The organism is Nostoc sp. 2RC, from assembly GCF_014222165.1.
Lineage (GTDB): Bacteria > Cyanobacteriota > Cyanobacteriia > Cyanobacteriales > Nostocaceae > Nostoc > Nostoc linckia.
Genome location: NZ_JACKZU010000033.1, coordinates 1 through 17,782, shown reverse-complemented (window position 1 = coordinate 17,782; position 17,782 = coordinate 1). Strand labels below are relative to the sequence as shown.

At 40.5% G+C, this 17,782-nt stretch carries 10 protein-coding genes, 3 tRNA genes and 1 pseudogene; 7 read left to right on the top strand and 7 right to left on the bottom strand.

The window, feature by feature from the left end; all coding sequences use genetic code 11:
• Positions 1 to 227: 227 nt before the first annotated feature.
• The 5 genes and pseudogenes from GNE10_RS06200 to GNE10_RS06180 form a co-directional block, all read right to left on the bottom strand.
• The gene (locus GNE10_RS06200; protein ID WP_185564115.1) at positions 228 to 1,850 is read right to left on the bottom strand and encodes a DUF4335 domain-containing protein; all 1,623 of its coding nucleotides are present in this window, start codon (positions 1,848 to 1,850) and stop codon (positions 228 to 230) included.
• A gap of 253 nt (positions 1,851 to 2,103) precedes the next feature.
• Positions 2,104 to 2,709, bottom strand: coding sequence for a DUF3038 domain-containing protein (locus GNE10_RS06195; protein ID WP_185564114.1), 606 nt, complete (start codon positions 2,707 to 2,709; stop codon positions 2,104 to 2,106).
• Between the two features lie 1,245 nt (positions 2,710 to 3,954).
• A pseudogene (locus GNE10_RS06190) lies at positions 3,955 to 4,209 on the bottom strand (metal-dependent hydrolase); the annotation flags it as partial.
• Positions 4,210 to 4,422: 213 nt separating this feature from the next.
• Complete coding sequence (locus tag GNE10_RS06185; protein ID WP_185564112.1) at positions 4,423 to 5,352, bottom strand: WD40 repeat domain-containing protein; 930 nt, start codon at positions 5,350 to 5,352, stop codon at positions 4,423 to 4,425.
• A 444-nt stretch (positions 5,353 to 5,796) separates the two neighbouring features.
• Positions 5,797 to 8,745, bottom strand: a complete 2,949-nt coding sequence (locus tag GNE10_RS06180) for a GAF domain-containing protein (protein WP_185564111.1) — start codon at positions 8,743 to 8,745, stop codon at positions 5,797 to 5,799.
• A gap of 136 nt (positions 8,746 to 8,881) precedes the next feature.
• Between GNE10_RS06180 and GNE10_RS06175 the strand changes: the two genes are divergently transcribed.
• The 3 genes from GNE10_RS06175 to GNE10_RS06165 all read left to right on the top strand — a co-directional run bounded on the left by GNE10_RS06175 (position 8,882) and on the right by GNE10_RS06165 (position 12,574).
• Positions 8,882 to 9,838 (top strand): alpha/beta fold hydrolase, encoded by a 957-nt coding sequence (locus GNE10_RS06175; RefSeq protein ID WP_185564110.1) that lies wholly within the window; start codon positions 8,882 to 8,884, stop codon positions 9,836 to 9,838.
• A gap of 207 nt (positions 9,839 to 10,045) precedes the next feature.
• On the top strand, positions 10,046 to 11,278 hold the full coding sequence (locus tag GNE10_RS06170) for an RNA-guided endonuclease TnpB family protein (RefSeq protein ID WP_185564125.1): 1,233 nt from the start codon (positions 10,046 to 10,048) through the stop codon (positions 11,276 to 11,278).
• Between the two features lie 153 nt (positions 11,279 to 11,431).
• Positions 11,432 to 12,574 carry a quinone-dependent dihydroorotate dehydrogenase gene (locus GNE10_RS06165; RefSeq protein ID WP_185564109.1) on the top strand — a complete coding sequence of 381 codons (1,143 nt, stop codon included), beginning with the start codon at positions 11,432 to 11,434 and terminating at the stop codon, positions 12,572 to 12,574.
• A gap of 35 nt (positions 12,575 to 12,609) precedes the next feature.
• On the opposite strand, the gene GNE10_RS06160 is transcribed toward GNE10_RS06165, so the two are convergent.
• Positions 12,610 to 13,344 carry a hypothetical protein gene (locus GNE10_RS06160; RefSeq protein ID WP_185564108.1) on the bottom strand — a complete coding sequence of 245 codons (735 nt, stop codon included), beginning with the start codon at positions 13,342 to 13,344 and terminating at the stop codon, positions 12,610 to 12,612.
• Positions 13,345 to 13,669: 325 nt separating this feature from the next.
• On the opposite strand from GNE10_RS06160, the gene GNE10_RS06155 reads away from it, so the two are divergent.
• From GNE10_RS06155 to GNE10_RS06140, 4 genes are all read left to right on the top strand, one after another.
• Positions 13,670 to 13,802, top strand: a tRNA-OTHER gene (locus GNE10_RS06155).
• Positions 13,803 to 14,142: 340 nt separating this feature from the next.
• A tRNA-OTHER gene (locus tag GNE10_RS06150) sits at positions 14,143 to 14,268 on the top strand.
• 23 nt (positions 14,269 to 14,291) lie between these two features.
• Positions 14,292 to 14,430, top strand: a tRNA-OTHER gene (locus tag GNE10_RS06145).
• Positions 14,431 to 14,641: 211 nt separating this feature from the next.
• Positions 14,642 to 16,243 carry a TROVE domain-containing protein gene (locus GNE10_RS06140; protein ID WP_185564107.1) on the top strand — a complete coding sequence of 534 codons (1,602 nt, stop codon included), beginning with the start codon at positions 14,642 to 14,644 and terminating at the stop codon, positions 16,241 to 16,243.
• Between the two features lie 295 nt (positions 16,244 to 16,538).
• On the opposite strand, the gene GNE10_RS06135 is transcribed toward GNE10_RS06140, so the two are convergent.
• Positions 16,539 to 17,699, bottom strand: a complete 1,161-nt coding sequence (locus GNE10_RS06135; RefSeq protein ID WP_185564106.1) for a hypothetical protein — start codon at positions 17,697 to 17,699, stop codon at positions 16,539 to 16,541.
• Positions 17,700 to 17,782 lie beyond the last annotated feature (83 nt).

Below are 17,782 nucleotides of genomic sequence, written 5' to 3'. Positions count from 1 at the left end.
AAAGAAAACCCTCAAAGGTGCCAGGAATGCAAACAAAAACTCGTACAAAGTTTGTACTGGACTGACACAGCTAAAATGTTGCAATAAAATTTGTTGTGGGGTGGGCTAGAAGCCCGCCCCGGACGGGCGAGACGCCCATCCCACAAGAGTCAAGCTAATGCACTATTTTAGCCTTGACACGCTAGTAGATCGCTTTCTTAACCCAAAGGTATTGCTTGATAGCTTACTTATTCATCTGGAAAAGTCTGTACCTTGCCATCAGGACTGAGAACAACTCGAATTCTGACGTTTTGTCCGCGGGTATTGGCGGAAACAAAGGGTTGACCAACTTGTGGCATTCCAGCGCTATCAACGTATTCTCTTGCTGCTTTATTCAGGGGAAAAATTCGTTCCACTGTGCCATCAACACTGACTATCAAACTGTATTCTAATGTTTGTCCTAATCCCGCCGGTGGTTGCCAGCGCTTTGTCAGGTATTCCCTGGCTTCTGCTACCTGAGGTGTATCAAATAATGTGCCGGTTGCCACTTGTCTTGATGTGGGTGGTTTGCTGCCATCCCCTAATCGATCGATAAATGGATTACTAGTAGGAGTCACAGAGGAAGGCTGTTCTGTGGGGAGTTTATTTACAGGAGCAGCTGCCTGTAGGGCACTGATTGTTTCGTCGAGTTGTTGCGACGGGCTGAGTGGCGAAGTTTGGGTGGGGACATTGCTACGGTTGTTATTGGGTATGGTGGCAACCGAGGGAGGAACTATTGGGGAGACGTTGGGTGAAAAGTTGGGTGTATTAGAAGATAAGCTGGGGGGTAAATTGCGTCTCTTAGGGAGAGCTTCTGCTTGGGGATTTTTTGAGGTTGTAAGATTCTGTCCCAGATTTGGGAGTATGGCAATTTCTTGTCCAGGGATTTTGCTGGAGGGTGCGATAGCTGAATTGTTTGGTGAGATTGGAGTTTGACTCTGAGCTAAAGGAGGTATGCCCAGTGCATTATTAGGCAATACAGATGGTGTGGTAGGCAAACTAGAATTATTAGTTGTTAGCGGTGTTTGGGGCAAACTAGATGCCGACGGTGGAGGGGTGGAACCAAGTAAATTATCTGCTGGGGTAGTGATTCCAGGTTGGGGTGTGGGAAAGGTGAGAGGAGATGAAGGTTGTAGGGCGGTTTTCACCTGTGTGGGATCTGATGTTTTAGCTGTCTGTTGTTTTTGCCTGATGTTGTTAGCATATTGCCAAGTAACAGGTAAAAAACCCACAGCTAATACTAAGACTGCGGCGATGGGTGCCCAAGCAGGGAAGCTCATATCTGAACTCCTTGTGTTAAGAGTTGGGAGTGCCATAACATCGGTTGAGTATTCGTCTAAAGCAGTTGCCAAATCGAATAATTGCAACAAACTCAGTTGAATCACTGGGCCGGATGTTTGATTGGCGAGAGAACCGAGAAATAGATTGTGAGTTAAATAGCTGCTGGGTTCTAAATGTATATTTGACCCTGTAAATGGGGTATTAAAAGAATTTAATGTTTTTGTTGATAACTCTAATTCTGGTTCATTGAGTGCCGTGCTAGATTCTTGGGTACCAGAGAAACTAACCCAAAAGCTTTCTGGAGACTGTTGGAGGAATTGCTGTACATAGCTGGTGACTGCATCACACAAAGCTTCTAATTGATTGCGATCGCCTCGAATAGGAACTCTGTGTTCTTCTGGTAATCGGGGATCGTCAAAACGTAGCTCAAAGGTTAGTTGCTTGAGGACAGTTCTTCCCATCCATCGCGACAAAGGCGAACTTTGCGCGAATACTTCTAGCGTGCAAGTGGGAGGTGTGTAGCGACGAATCACAGTATTTGATAGAGGCATGGCAGGAACAACAAGGAAGACTATTTGGGATTTTGCTTACTACTAGGTCGAAGCAAGCTATGGGTAGCATGTCAGAGACAAAAGTCGAGTCAGTTGCTTGCAAATAATCGATTCTTTTTTTGTCCAGACTGATGTGCAAACAAGAACCAATATTGATGGCGCATTACCCAGGGGCTAGCGATGCTCAAACAGGTTTCTTGACTTAGCAAACTTACATCGGCGAATTTTGGTTGAGGAATCTCAAAAATCAAATTTAAAATTTTGTAGAACGGTCTATAAGTGCTAGCCAAAGACGGCGATGCCCACCAGGGGCACTGTAAAAAAGTAAATCTACAAGCAGTTTTAGTGCCAGGTTGTTAAGTAAATCTGTTGAGATTTGCTCGTCCTCTTCCATCCGCTCTTGGTAAGTGTTGCAAAAAGCATCAATATAATCTCCAAGTAGAGCAGCCTGGTGAGGTTCCCGGTTACTTTCTGCCATTTGTTCTAACAAACCAACAGCGCGGCGAATCAATTCTTGGTGCTGTTTGGCAAGGTAACAGGTGATCAGAACAAGCGATCGCGCTTCTTCTATATCTAGCTTTTTTCGCCCTCCTTGACCTTTGCGTAGCGGATTTGATTGGCGCAGTCGCCATAAAGCTACACGGTCTGGCACTCTTGACTCTAAATTCAAATCAGTTGCCGCCGAAAGCATAGCCTCAGAACCAATCCCAGTTAAGGTTTCTAGTGCCAACAGCACCAAGTCTAATTGGGTTTTGATATTGTCCCATTGAACTGTGTTAGGAGCTGGAAGCTTGATTAAATCCTCCCACTGGGTATTTGGAGTGGCTGAGTTGGTGGCCGAGTGCATAACTTTTAGCATAGGTGATCGAGCTGATGGGGAATGGTGCTGTTACCCATTTTGAAACCAGACTTTCCAGAATAAAAGTTGGTTTCCTAAAACTAGAAGCCAGAGACTGGATCTAGCTTTTATTTCTGTAGTCACAGCAGGTATCTTTGTCCTACTCTAGATGAAAATTTATTTTCTACAAAGTAGAAAATTATTAATCACAGTTAAGGTTTACCTAATTTTTGTGAATAGTTCCGTACAAAAGTATAAATAATGTAAGAATCCTCATCGCTATTTACTACTGGTGAAGTATGTAGAATAACTCCTAATATTTTCACACGATAGAATTTGAAGTATTTCAATTCTTATCAGTTCAGATGCCTGTGCTTATAATTACTACACAAATCTTTCATCAATTTACCGTGCGATTTCCAGCCATTAGTACCAATCAATGAGTCATAACTGATAACTAATTTTTTCCAATCAGAGAAACTGTCCCTGAAACCATAATATTTCCGGCATATCATGTACCCTACAAAGATTTATGATTTAAGCTGACGCGGGGACATGGGGAAACGGGGACACGGGGACGCGGGGACGTGGAGAGATTTTAATGATAAGTGATTAGCCGGACATGACATCACTGGAAGCATCAGCTTTTTGTGAATCATTGTTAATTTTTATAAAAATTTAGGGCACAGGGAACGGGGAAAAGAAAAAACAGGCTTATCTGAACTGTATTGTTGTATGCGGACGGTCTTGTCTCTACCACAACTTCCCCAAACCCGTTGTTGTTTGGAAAGTTTAACATCGACTGGCTTGACACCTAATTTATGGACTTCCAAGTAAAAAAATATTCCACAGAAGACTGTTAACTATTGACCGTTGACTGTTGACGGTTCACAGAGTCAACGACCCCAAGCCCAATAATTTATTTTTTGGAGTTCCCTTACGGGCATAAACTTTGGCAAAATGTCAGGGTGAACGCACGTGATTTCTGAAACTCTTACTGGGTAAGGAGATTGACGAAAAAATAGGCTCAATTTAAAAAGGCCGAAACCCTTGCTATTAAGGGATTCTTGCAATACTGCTCGGGTTTTGGATTTTAAACTGGAATTTGGTTTGGGGAAAAGGTGAGCCAGCGCGGTCTTGGGGGTTTCCCCCATGAGCGACTGGCGAACCCCGAAGGGGTTAAAGGGTAAGGGTTAAAGGTTTTTTCTTTCCCTTTTCCCCTTTCCCTTTCCCCCTTAACCGACAAGTATTGGGGATTCTTGTACTTTAGATGCGTTTGCCCTGGGCAAAATGCTGAATGTACTGTAGAGTGCGATCGCGTTTCCAAGCAATCAAAGCCTGCTCAATTGCATCCTGTTGTTCATTTTTGCTCAACTGCTGCGGGACTTGGATGTAAAAGCGGCTTTTGCAAGTAATCATCACCTGTTCTACATCGGCTGACTCTACCTGCAACATTAAGTACCGTCCTCGATACATCACCTTTGCCCCACTGACGTAACGCTGGCGAATTTCTGGTGTATGCTTTGGACGACGATCTTCTACAGCATTAAATAACCAGTGTCGTTTCCTATCAACAAAAGCGAATTATGACAAATTTTAGTCAAGTAGTCATTGTTGCTGAGTAGTTTCAATTTAGTCAATTTTGCTTTTCTTACAAGCTTATCTCAAAAGCAAATTTTTACTTTCAGCCACATTCATAAAAAGCTTCAAGTCGTAAAGTGGCGGATATAACTGCTAAGATACTTGTTGCCAAATTTTAATAGTTCTATCGTGACTTCCACTAGCTAAAAATCTACCATCTGGACTAAATGCAACCGACATTACATAAGATTCATGTTCAGAAAGACTGCAAATTTCAGCTTTAGTATTTAAATTCCATAGTTTTATTTCCTTGTCATCTCCACCACTAGCTAAAACTGTGCTACTTGGGTTAATTGCTACTGTTACTACAGATTTGTTATGCCCTTCTAAAGCTTCATAAGATATAGATTTACTGGGCAAATTAAATAATCTAATAGTTTTATCTTCACTAGCAGTAGCTAAAAATCGACTATCAGAACTAAAAGTAATTGCTCGTATTTTTTTAGAATGAGATGTAATTTTGCGGTATTGCCCGTTCTGGATATTCCAGATATTTAAATCTTGATCCCATCCTCCACTAGTAATTATTTTCCCATCAGGACTAAATGCGACTGCTTCAATAGCTTGAGTATTGATATTAGTAAAAGTTTTAATTTCTTGTTTTGTATTTAAATCCCATAGTTTAATCTCTCCATCATTGCTTCCACTGGCTATTAAGTTATTGGAAGGATGGACAGAAATGGTAGTAATTTCGCTATAGTGTCCAAATAATGCTTTTATTAAGTTGGCAGTTTTTATATCCCATATATTAATGGTTCTATCAAGTGAACAACTAAAAATAAACTTACCATCTTTAGAAAAAGCAACTTGACGAATAGCACCTCTATGTCCAGTAAATGTTTGAACTTCCCGCATTCGACGCATATCCCATAACTTTATGGTTTGATCGTCGCTTCCGCTTGCTAAAAATTGCCCATCAGGGCTAAAAGCTACAGAGTTAACCCCTGCAAATGCTCCTTGATGCCCCGAAAAAGTTTGAACACAGTTCCATTGCGTTTTTTCTTGAAACCATTGTATTACCATATTAAATTCCCTCATCTATTTTAATAGATGTACTTTAATAGCTGTGCCAATATCAAGTTTTAATCAAATTTTATTCTGACAAAAACTTTGCATCTACTGAAGTAGTTATGCAAATTTTTAGCACTTTTTAGAATGATAACGTTACAGTGAATTTACAGAAATAAGAGTAGAACTTACGCACTGTACAAAAGAACTATTTTGTGAATTAACGTAAATAAGTTATTTCAGGAGTTTGGATGTCACTTTGGATTGGTGACGATCGCCAAAATATCATTTAAAAATCTCACTAAAACACTTGAAAACTACATCTGTCATTTTGGCTTATGTGTCAATGCGTAAGTTCTACATGTTTATGCGTAGGTACTTAAATGACTGTACTTGCCGCCATACCAAACCAAATGCAAAAAAGATGTGCTAGAGCTGATGAATTCAGAATTCAGCTGTTTAGGAGTCATTACCTGCTAGCGGCAAAAGCAATCGGCTGACTACTCGATTATCGGGTAATTGATAGAAATTCAACTCTCCTCCTAGTTCCTGCATCAGGTTTTGGCAAATTATTAGGTGCAGGCCTGGTGGTTGCTTGAGGTTAGAGGAAGCAAGGACATCTTTGAGGGGATTTTCATGTAAGTCTGTTAGTAACTCTGCTTCAATAACGCCGTTGTGGGTAATGGACAGTTCTAGGGATGTCACATTGTTAGCACCCACTTTCACAGCAGAATCTAGCCCCAATTGTGATGGATTTTTCTTGGTCTGTGTGGGTTGATGGTCAGTTAAACGCCGACACCAAATGTCAATGCGACCGCCTATTAGAGAACGATTGCAGGCATTAACCAACAATTCATGGATTACCAATTCAATTTTCATGATATCCCCTGCGATCGCCATTGCCGATTGAGTGTTGGAGTTAGGAACGCCTCTAGGTAATAAACAGCTTTTTGGTGATTCTCCATCCTCAATTGGTTGTCCTAAACCATGCACGCCTATCCAGAGTTTTTGTTGTTTGAGTAAATTGTCGATGCGTTCGAGCGATCGCTTTAATAAACTAGCTATAGGCATAGTTTCCCAACTTTTGTGTAGCTGCCATTGTTCTAGTTTGAGCAATCCACTCATGGAGGTGGCTGTGTGGTCTAATTGCCTTAGCAGCAACTGATAGCGCATCTGAGCTAATTCGTTTGCTGGAATGCCTAAATCGCGTATTTGACTCAAAGACAGCGCTGTGATTCTTTGAATTTCTTCTAAGCGGCGATGTTTGTACCAGTTGAGTTGTCGTAATTCTTCGGTTGTGGACTCTAAAAGTTGATTAATCTGCTTTTGACGACGCCACCAACCTAATTGAGTAATCAAATTTGCTATGGTATTCAGGCTTGGTTCTGACCAACGACGTTCTTGAGTGTCTGCTAATAAAACTACACCTGTGGTTTCATGTTCTGTATTAGTACGTAAGGCCATAATAAAAATTTGACCTTTATCTGGCGTGTTCAGCCATTTTCGAGTTTCTGGAGGTAAATCCTCTACTTTCAGGGTTAGGTAACTTTCTGTCTCCAGTGCCCACTGAATTAATGCTTCATTGCCAGTGGAAATTGATGCACCAGCAAAAATTCCAAATTGGCTATTGGCTGTGACTCCAGGTATAATTTCTGCCCAATGTTCTCCAGACGACCAAGAGAAAAGTACCGCTAGGGGACAGCCGAGAATCGTTGCTATTTGTTCTAGTGCTGTACATTCTAGATCCTTTTTTTGGGGGTCGATTTTGCTGTTGTAGGATTTTGTGAGAGTTTGTAGAGTTCTCTCAAAAGCTTGGGAAATTTTTTGTTGGTGTTGGTTGCGGTTATGCAATTGCCACTGACGAATAATGACACCGATTTGTTGGCTGATAGCCCAGAATAATTCTTTTTCTTGAGTTGTCCAACAGCGATGATTTTCGTGGGCAATGATTAAAATTGCTGGTGGAATTTGACCTTGGAGGCATTTGCAAATTAGTAGCGATCGCATTCCATTTTCTAACAACAAAGCACGCCAATTAAAAAATCGTAAGTCTTCGTCTAAATTTTCAATTTCGATTGCTTCATTAGAATTTTGCAACAGTTTTTCATCTAATTCTTTTAGAGAATCCAGGGCAAATTTTAACGGTCGGCGATTATGAGGCTGACTTTGATAAATAAATTGATAATTATTTTGTTCTGAGTCATATTGTAATAGCAAAAAGCGAGTGGCAGCAAATCGAGTTAAAACCTTTTTGGCACAATTTTGTAAGGTATCCTGAAGTTCATATTCGCTATAAATACATTGGACTATTTGACTATTAAGTTGAGCATCTTCTTGAATTTTTTGGATGGTATTTTCGCTGTTTTCATGCGGAGCAATCAGCGAAATTAAACCAGCTGCACCTTGGACAAAATTTTTATCCGTCTCTGTCCAAATCCGGGGTTCATTACTTTCTACTGCCAAAAACCCCAACAAATTTTTTTGCCAAATAATTGGAGCCGCCAAAAGCGATCGCACTTTCAAACGTTGCAGCAATTTTGCTGTAAAGTGACTTTTCAAAGAACTGCGAGCATCACCAATGGCAACAATTTGGTTAACTGATAAAGCATAATAAAAATCGCTTAATTCCTGCACTGTCATTCCTGCTGCGGGCTGAGTACTAGAATTAGGATCGATTTTTACAAGTTGATTGCTCATGCGACACCAAAAATAGCGTCCTTCCCGCTCAAACCAGTAGATATTTGTGCGGTTGGGAGAAACAAATTTATGGGTTGCTTGCACCGCAGCTTCTAATTTTTGATTTAATTTACTGAGGTTGCGTAAATTTTCTAGCAATTCTAATAATGGCTCATCAGTTCGCTTGGCTTGTTTTTGCTGCAACTGCACTTCATGTTGATAAAGCACTGCACCAAGTTCGCCTAAAACCATCATTAAACGTGCTTTTGCTTCCCCTGTCAGTAAGTAGCCCCAGCGCTCTGAACCGAGTAACAACAAACCTAAGCAACGGTCTTTATAGCGAATTGGTATAATAATTGTTCCTTGAATTTGAAACTTTTCTGCGATTTTTCGCCATTCAGCAGCGCGAGTTTCAGCTCGCAAATCAGCTACCCCCAAGGGATGCTGCTCAATCACGATTTGTTCTAATAAATCTCCAGGACTAATAACAAATTTTTGGTGTAAAAAGCTTGTATCTTTGTGAGGAATTATACCACCTTTACCAAACAGTATATGATTCAGGCGATCGTAAAGAGCAATCCAAACAAGTTTGTAATCAAACTGTTCTTGAAGATAAGAAATAATAATTTGAATCAGAACATCAACATCATCTTCTTCCCTCAGGCTCTGGAGGACACGCCCCAATGAAAGGATCTGCTGTTCAGCGGCTATGTTTTTTTGCGGCTGCCCCATCTGATTTATCGTTTTACATAACTTGTAATATATAAGATGCCCAGAAAAGGACTCTGAATAATATTGCCACAGCTATTAAACTAGTCACCAAAACGCTTATTAACAGGTTAATGGTGAAATACAAAAGGCTTTAATTATGAAACAACGCAACTTTCGCACTATCAAAACAAACGGAGTTAATCTCAGGACAGTTGTTGAGGGTGAAGGGCCTCTGGTAATTTTGCTTCACGGTTGGCCTCAATGCTGGTATTTGTGGCGTCACCAAATAGACCCACTTGTGGAAGCAGGTTTCAAGGTGGCTGTTCCCGACCAACGAGGTTACGGTGGTAGCGATGCTCCGGAAGAAGTTACTGGTTATGACATCATCCATTTAACTGGAGACGTTGTTGGCATTGCTGATGCTCTCGGATATGCAAATTTTACTGTTGTCGGCCATGACTGGGGTGCGCCCGTCGCTTGGAACACAGCATTACTGCATGAAGAACGAGTAAATGCCGTTGTTGGTATGAGTGTCCCCTACTCTCGTTACCCAGTGGGAGAATTGACTAAACAAGAGAACTTTGGAGATCGGTTTTGGTACATAGTCTATTTCCAAAAGCCTGGAATTGCGGAAGCTGAATTGGAAACCGACATCCGCCGTTCATTGCGGATGATTTACGCTAGTGCTAGTGGCTCCAATGCTCAAGAAATTTTCTTCAAATCTAAGCCATCAACCTCAGGTTTTCTAGATGGGTTACTTGATTCCCAGGAACAAGCATTGGGAGTAACCCAAGAGGATCTGGATTATTATGTAGAGCAGTATCAACGTAGTGGCTTTCGTGGCGGGTTAAATTGGTATCGCAACCTTGACCGGAACATGGAAATTACTCCCCAACTGGAAAATAAAAAGATATCCCAACCAGCTATGTTTATTGCTGGCGAAAAAGACGCAGTACTCCAGTTTCCTGGAATGAACTTGAATGAAATGAACAAGTTGATTCCTAACTTGAAAGAACAAGTTATCATTCCTGGCGCTGGTCACTGGGTAAGTGTGGAGTCTCCCCAAGTAGTTAATCAAGCCTTGCTGGGGTTCTTAAAAGATTTTGCGTCTTAAGCTTGTATGCCTCTTGACCTTGTATGTTAGCTAAAACCGCAATTCATCTCACACTCTCCTTACGGGTGAGATGTGAGATGAATTGCGGGTGAGTTGACGACAGTCCTGTGACCAAATTCTCCCGCTCTTAGTACAGGAAACAGGACATGGAGGAAACGAACAAATCTTATGCTATTCTCTTTTATAGCAAACAGCGTTCACTCTAATATGTTAAAAGTTGTCAAAGTCAGGTTATATCCAGATGTCCAACAGCAGCAGTCTCTAGCGCAAGCTTTTGGCAGTTGTCGTTGGCTTTGGAATTATTGCCTGAATTTGATGAACCAAACATACAAAGAAACTGGTAAGGGTTTGTCTGGATATGAAGTTAAAAAGATAATCCCGCAATTAAAGAAAGAGTATGAATGGCTGACATCAACTTATTCGCAATGCTTGCAGCAAGTTTGTTTAAATCTGGGAGTAGCTTTTAATAACTTTTTTGAAAAACGAGCTAAATACCCTAGATTCAAATCCAAGCATGGTAAACAGTCGATTCAATATCCTCAAAACGTTAAAGTTGCTGATAATTGCGTAACCCTCCCAAAAATAGGAAATGTGGCAGCAATTATCCATAGGCCGCTTGAGGGGAAAATCAAAACTGTAACGATATCCAAAAACTGCTCTAACCAATACTTTGCAGCTATTCTATTTGATAATGGTAAAGATAAACCATTATCAAATACAGAAGGCAAAGCAATAGGTATTGATCTGGGTTTAACTCACTTTGCTATTATCAGTGACGGCTCAAAGTTTGATAATCCTAGAATACTAAACAAACATGAGAAAAATCTGAAGCTAAAACAACAGCAACTATCTAGGAAGCAGAAAGGTTCTCAGAATCGAATTAAAGCCAGAAACAAAGTTGCTACAGTTCATAGAAAAATCACTAACTGCCGTGAGGATTTTCTGCACAAGCTATCACGTAGGATAGTTAACGAAAACCAAGTTATTGTGACTGAGAATCTTAATGTTAAGGGCATGATGCAAAATCATTGTTTGGCTAAGTCGATCCATCAAGTTGGATGGGAAATGTTTTGCACAATGCTTAAATATAAAGCGGAGATGTCAGGAAAAATTTATCAGGAAGTCGATAGATTTTTTCCTAGTTCAAAAACCTGTCATGTATGTCTTAATCAAGTTGGTAGTTTACCACTTGATGTAAGGTTCTGGACTTGCGAAAACTGCCAAACTAAGCATGACAGAGATATCAACGCAGCTATTAACCTCAGAGATGAGGGACTACGGATACTTCGACTACGCTCAGTACAAGTTTTGACCTCTGGAACGGGGGATAAAGCCTGTTGCCCAGATGTAAGTCGCAGTAAGGGAGGACGCAAGAAATCCACTACTGCGCTTTCTGTTGGACAGGAAGCCCACACTGACCTGACGGTACAGTGTGGGTAGTTCACTTTGAGCAAACCAAAACCCAACAAATTCGTTGGGTTTCATACCTCAACCAAACCTACAAATCTGATATTGAAACACAAATAAACTCTAATTGATTCTAAATTCTGAATTCTGAATTCTGAGTTCTGAATTCTGTTTACATAAAAGCTAATGGATATTTATCAAGTTGCAATTCGTCCACTATTTTTCAATCTGGTAAAAGCAGACCCAGAATGGTTACACCAGCAGACAATTGGCAGTTTGAATTGGCTATCACAAACAAGCACTTACCCCCCTGGAAGTTGGGTAAATCACCGTCTAGAAAAATCTTTGTGTTTATACGATTCACGCCTAGAACAAAGTTTATTTGGGCTAAAGTTTCCTAATCCCGTAGGTTTAGCGGCTGGGTTTGATAAAGACGGTGTTGCTGCTAATATTTGGGCTAGCCTCGGTTTTGGCTTTGCAGAATTGGGAACTGTAACTTTTCATCCCCAGCCGGGAAATCCTCGTCCCCGTTTGTTTCGTTTGCCATTGGATAAAGCTGCTCTCAATCGTATGGGTTTTAATAATAGCGGTGCAGCAGCAATGGCAGTAAGATTGTCACAAGAAAAACAGGAGTTAACTCGGTCAATACCCATAGGAGTAAATTTGGGTAAATCTAAGGTAACTCCTCTAGAAGCAGCCGCACAAGATTATCTGGATAGTTTTCGCCTACTTAAAGATTTGGGAGATTATTTTGTTGTTAATGTTTCTTCCCCAAATACACCGGGACTACGATCGCTCCAAGATGCTGCCATGCTCAGTGCCATCTTAGAATTATTACAAACAGAAAATTCATCACAAAAACCAATTTTTGTCAAGATAGCACCAGATTTAACATGGGAAGCGATCGCTGACATTATAACTCTTGCTAAAACCTACCAATTAGCTGGAATTATCGCCACTAACACGACTATCAGTCGCGATAAACTTAAAACTCAGGTAATTGAGCAAACTGGGAAATCACCCCAGTCAGAAGCTGGCGGAATTAGCGGCGAACCATTGCGCCATCGCTCCACTGAGGTAATTCGTTTTATTTGGCAACAAACTCAAGGACAAATTCCGATTATCGGTATTGGTGGCATTTTTTCCCCAGAAGATGCTTGGGAAAAAATTACTGCTGGTGCTAGTTTGATCCAAGTTTATACAGGCTGGATTTATGAAGGCCCACTGATGGTACGCCGAATTCTTAAAGGTTTGCTTGACCATTTAGAACAAAGCGGATTAAATTCCATCAGCGAAGCTGTGGGTTTAGAAACCAAAACTAAAAAGTAAAACTTTCAAGTTGTTTACTTTTGCCTTTTGCCTTTTTATTCTTCCACAGGGAAAAATTCTTTAGTTTTTTCCGAATATGACCAAGCGATGCCATCAGGGTCTCTGCTGCGACTCCATTCTGGAAATTCTGGGTCATTTCGTCGTTTATAAACTGTGCTGGAATAAACATTTAAGCGCTTGGCTAGTTCAGATTGAATTAGAGAGCCAAAAAGTAATTGTTTTTCCAGGGTTCGTGTAACTTCCTTATGGGTAGGCTGTGGAGGTGCTTCTGTTTCTGGTTCTTCTTCTGGTTCTTCCTCCTGTGCTATTGGTGGCGGTGGTGCTAAAAGCGATCGCGCAGTTTTGGTAACTGGTTGAGCAGGAAGTTGCTTGACAGGTTCGCTACTGTCAAGAATATTGCCTAAAATACTGCCAGTTATAAAGTAATAATACTGACTCTCGTCTTCCGAATTTACGATACTAGCCCCAAATTCCTGAGCTTTAGTATCTAAGTAGCGTTTTGCCGTTGTTCCAGGAAAATTACCCTTGATGGCCAAGTCCATTGGCGTCAGTTTGCCTTGATTTTCCCGAACTAACTGATGAAAAATGGGGTTAACTCGACGAGTCCACTGTTGCCATTGATATTCCTGCCAAAGCCTAAAAGCAATTACCAGCACAATTGCTGCTAGTAAAACTCTCCAGGTTGCAACCAGGAAAATAATCAAAAACGAGAGGGGCAAAAGTATAACGAGAAAAGCCTTACCGTTACCTTCTATGGATTTTTCACTCATGCTGATTTTTGCCAAGTGAATTTTGGAAAATTAATACTAATATATTGGCAAAAATTTGGACTTTTTTTGTATCCTTTGGCAAATTTTCTGGCAAAAACTTTTCTTAATATTGTTTTCTAGTCACCAAAACCCCACAAATTGGACACTATTAACTGAAAAAATGGCAAAAATGATTTGCTAGATTCAGATCAGAGTATAGCGATCGCCCCTGGCTACACTAATACAAATAAATTAGTTTCCCAAACACTTGACACCAAGTATTATGCATACTACATTTGTAATATAAGCAATGTTCATCATTGAACCTAAAATCCAAAATTTTCATGTAGTGGATAGCTCAGTGGCTAGAGCGCCTAAATATATCCTTTTTTCACAACTTGCCTGCAAAGGCCGACGAATTGAGGGTTATCGCCTGCCAAGCGGGAGGTCGCGGGTTCAAATCCCGCTCCACTACGCCAAATGGGGTTATAGGTAGGAGTTAGGAGGTAAGAGTTAGGAGTTGAGAATTGAGAGTTAGGAGTTGAGAATTGAGAGTTAAAAGTTTTCAACTCAAAAATTTTTAACACCAAACTCCAAATTCCAAACTCCAAACTCCTAACTCCTAACTCCTAACTCCTAACTCCTAACTCCCAACTCCAAACTCCCAACTCCAAACTCCCAACTCCAAACTCCAAACTCCAAACTCCAAACTCCAAACTCCAAACTCCAAACTCCAAACTCTAAACTCCAAACTCTAAACTCCTAACTCCTAACTCCCAACTCCTAACTCCCAACTCCTAACTCCCAACTTTATACATGTGGCGGGTAGCTCAGCGGCAGAGCGCTAAAACATCCTTGTTCACCCCTTGCCTGCAAAGGCCGACGAATGAGGGTTATCGAATAGGGTTCGAGAGGTCGCAGGTTCGAGTCCTGCTCCGCCACCCAAAACCTAATTTTGAATTGTCTTTTGGTGGGTAGCTCAATCTGGTAGAGCAATGAACGGGTTAATTACCCATAGTCCTTAGTTCACAAACTTGCCTGTAAAGGCCGACGAATCGAGGGTTATCGCCAATTCATAGGTTACAGGTTCAAATCCTGTTCCACCAGATTAAATTTTGTGTTTTTAATTTTCATGTGGCAGGTAGCTCAGCTTAGTAGAGCGCCGAAAAACATCTTTGTTCAACCCTTGCCTGAAAAGGCTGAAGAATCAGGGTTATCCCATTTTAAGCCGGATGTCACAAGTACCCTACGGAAAGCAAGCTACAAATCTTGCCCTGCCACCTTTCATTTTTGCCTGCAAAGGCCGGGAGATGAAGCAATGAATTACAATTTTTTTACTAAAAAGAAAACAACTACACCACAAAATCAACCTATCCCCGGACGGGAAGCCGAGATGATTCAAGGACGTTCCGGTGGTTGGATGTTTGATGCTGGTATTTGGAAAATGCTGCGTCGTTGTCTTTTGGTCGGCACAGCAAAAAGCACTTACTACGCTGGCAAACAAGAATTAACTGAAGATTTTGTGGCAGTTGTCAGACAAGCTGTTACTGAAAATCCCAGTCGTGTGGCGGAAGAAATTTTATACGCCAGCGATGGACGCGCCATCAATAATAGTGCGCCTATTTTAGCTTTAGTGTTGCTGTCGATGGGTGAAGCACCACAAGCAAAACAAGCTTTTGGTGAAATTTTCCCCCAAGTCGTCCGTACCGGTAGCCATTTCTATGAATGGCTGAACTACACTAAATCTTTGCGGGGATTTGGTAAGGTGGTGCGAGAAGCTGGTAAAACTTGGCTTTCACGGGAAGATGTCAAAGGTTTAGCTTATCAATTGTTGAAATATCAACAGCGTCAAGGCTTTACCCATCGGGATGCATTGCGGTTGTTCCATGTCAAACCGCCTACAGAAAATCACCGTCAACTATTTGAATGGGTAGTTAAAGGCTGGGAAGAATTGCCAACAGACATTCCCTCAGAAGCGTTGGCGCAGATTTGGTGGTATGAATGGCTGAAGCGAAACCCTACCCAAACCCATGAAGCTATTTTGCAAGGACGCTTAACCCACGAAATGGCTGCACCGGTAGGCAAAATGGACAAAGCTGCTTGGCAGTTGTTATTTCAGGAAATGCCAATAGGTGCAATGTTGCGTAACTTGGGTTCTTTGACTGAATTGGGTGTGTTGCGAACTGACGAAACTGCCAACTTAGAGCGAGTAGAAGCAGTTCTCAACAACCAAGAACATCTGCGTAAAGGTCGCATTCATCCCATTGATATTTTGAAAGCACTCAAAACATATCAATCTGGTGGTAAATTAGGACGCAGCCAAAAGACTTGGAACCCAGTTTCTAGAATTGTGGACATCTTAGAAAAAACCGTTGAACTGTCTTTTGATGTTGTGCAACCTACAGGTAAAGTGTTCATGCACGCTGTAGACGTTTCTGGTTCTATGGGTAGCTTAGTTGCAGATATGGGGCTGAGTTGTTGTGAAATTGCCACTACAATGGCACTAGTCACAGCAAAAGCAGAGAAAAACTACATGATTCGCGGCTTTGCTACGGAATTCCGGGAATTGAATATCACAGCCAAAGATAGTTTTAGTTCTGCTGTAGCCAAAGCTAGAAATCAAAACTTCGGTGGAACTGATGCATCTGTGGCTTACGAATGGATGATTAAGAATAAGTTCAAAGCAGATGTTGTCTGCTTTTGGACTGACTCAGAAAGCTGGGCTGGTTATAAGCATCCAAGTCAAGCCCTCAAGGAGTACCGCAAAAAGGTAAATCCTGAGGCTAAGGCGGTGTATGTCACCCTGACACCTTACCAAATTACCTTGGTAGATCCTCAAGATCCGCTGTCTTGGGATTTGGCAGGATTCGATCCGGGTACACCTCGCATTATCCAAATGCTGGCTACGGGTGAATTGTAGAGATTTATGGAGGATGAAGTTTTCCTTTATCCTTCATTCACTTCATGGCGGGTTACCCTTGTTCGCAACTTGCCTTTCGGGGACGAAGAATAGAGGGTTATCGGTTACATCTCCACCATTTTGGGGATTAGCGGGTTCAATTCCCGCACCCGCCTTTTTTGTTATCACGCAAAGGCGCAAAGGCGCAGAGAAGAAGGCGATTTAATTTTTGAATGGTCGTTTTTCTATTTCAGCGATGGGTAAGAGTAGGGTGTCTTCGATGTGCGATCGGATCTGTAAAACTTCCTAGTTACAATTATGCTAATTCAATCAAAAATCTTGCTATGAATGTGCTGCAAGATATTTCACTTATTTCTAGACTATGAATTGCTTTTTTTACTTCCTCTATTTTTTGCTCAAATGGCAGTTTAGTAAGTATTTTTAGTGCTTTATTTAAGTTTATTTTGCTCTCCTCAAAAGCTTCTTTACTTTCGTTGTTTTTTATAATCTGATGTAAAAATATCCCTAGATCGTGTAAGGTTATTCCCCTAAAATAATGACAACAAGCTAAAGAGAGAAGTACGTTAATCATTAATTTATCTTCTTTAACTCTTGTTGCAATCACTAAAGCTGTTTGAAAAAAATCTTGGCTGACTTTAAAACTTCTTTGGCAGTATTCAAATTCTTTGTTACTTTCTATAAGCTTCCCTTCTCTTTCGTAAATTATTCCTACTGTGTGTGTAGTTAATGCAAAATTATAAAGTGCTATGCCTAAATTACTGTAACAATCAATATATTCTAAAACCATATTTCTGATAGCTTGAAAAAAAACATTGTCTAATAAATTTGCCTCTTGTCTTAATTCCTCAAAACAACCTGCTCCATAAAACTCCATAGAATGATAAACAACTTCTAAGGCAATAGTTTCCTGTTTAGTAAGTTCTTGTTTTACTGCTATTTCTGCATTTTCGATATTTAAATACATTTGTTCTTGAGTATCATTCACTTTGGTGTAAGTAATTTTTGGGATAATTGTTTTGCAATTTTCAGATATTAATTTAGATAAAAATATTCCAGCTTTAGCATGACATTGTTTCCAATCATCTGTTAATTTAAGTCTTTCTATCGCTTCTTGGCGGATAACTTCATATAAATAGTATCCTTCCTCGTTAGACTTCACTAAAGCTGTGTTTTTTAAATCTCTGATAATTTGACGTTTATCTCGCTCATTTTGCTCATCCCAAAGCAAGTAAAAAATTCCTTCTTCAGGTATTGCAGTAACATATTGATAACGGTAACATCCTAATCTACATAAAAGCTTATAGACTTGGTAATTATCTCGTTGAAGTTTATCAAATTGATATTTAACAAGATTTTCTAAATTAGAAAGTTTTAATAAATAATCATAATTTTTTTGCCAGTAATCTTTTAAATCTCCTTTTGATGTGATTACAATATCACCACCAAGGATATACATGGCCTAAGAGGATGTTTGGAAAGTGTAAAAAAACTCCAGTAACGGTATTCTGTCAGTAGATAAAAATGCGACAGAGTTACTAG

Excerpts from the sequence above, each read along its gene's own strand:
- GNE10_RS06165 (WP_185564109.1), top strand. The coding sequence starts at position 11,432 with ATGGATATTTATCAAGTTGCAATTCGTCCACTATTTTTCAATCTGGTA.
- GNE10_RS06200 (WP_185564115.1), bottom strand. The coding sequence starts at position 1,850 with ATGCCTCTATCAAATACTGTGATTCGTCGCTACACACCTCCCACTTGC.
- GNE10_RS06180 (WP_185564111.1), bottom strand. The coding sequence starts at position 8,745 with ATGGGGCAGCCGCAAAAAAACATAGCCGCTGAACAGCAGATCCTTTCA.
- GNE10_RS06185 (WP_185564112.1), bottom strand. The coding sequence starts at position 5,352 with ATGGTAATACAATGGTTTCAAGAAAAAACGCAATGGAACTGTGTTCAA.
- GNE10_RS06175 (WP_185564110.1), top strand. The coding sequence starts at position 8,882 with ATGAAACAACGCAACTTTCGCACTATCAAAACAAACGGAGTTAATCTC.
- GNE10_RS06170 (WP_185564125.1), top strand. The coding sequence starts at position 10,046 with ATGTTAAAAGTTGTCAAAGTCAGGTTATATCCAGATGTCCAACAGCAG.
- GNE10_RS06135 (WP_185564106.1), bottom strand. The coding sequence starts at position 17,699 with ATGTATATCCTTGGTGGTGATATTGTAATCACATCAAAAGGAGATTTA.
- GNE10_RS06195 (WP_185564114.1), bottom strand. The coding sequence starts at position 2,709 with ATGCTAAAAGTTATGCACTCGGCCACCAACTCAGCCACTCCAAATACC.
- GNE10_RS06160 (WP_185564108.1), bottom strand. The coding sequence starts at position 13,344 with ATGAGTGAAAAATCCATAGAAGGTAACGGTAAGGCTTTTCTCGTTATA.
- GNE10_RS06140 (WP_185564107.1), top strand. The coding sequence starts at position 14,642 with ATGAATTACAATTTTTTTACTAAAAAGAAAACAACTACACCACAAAAT.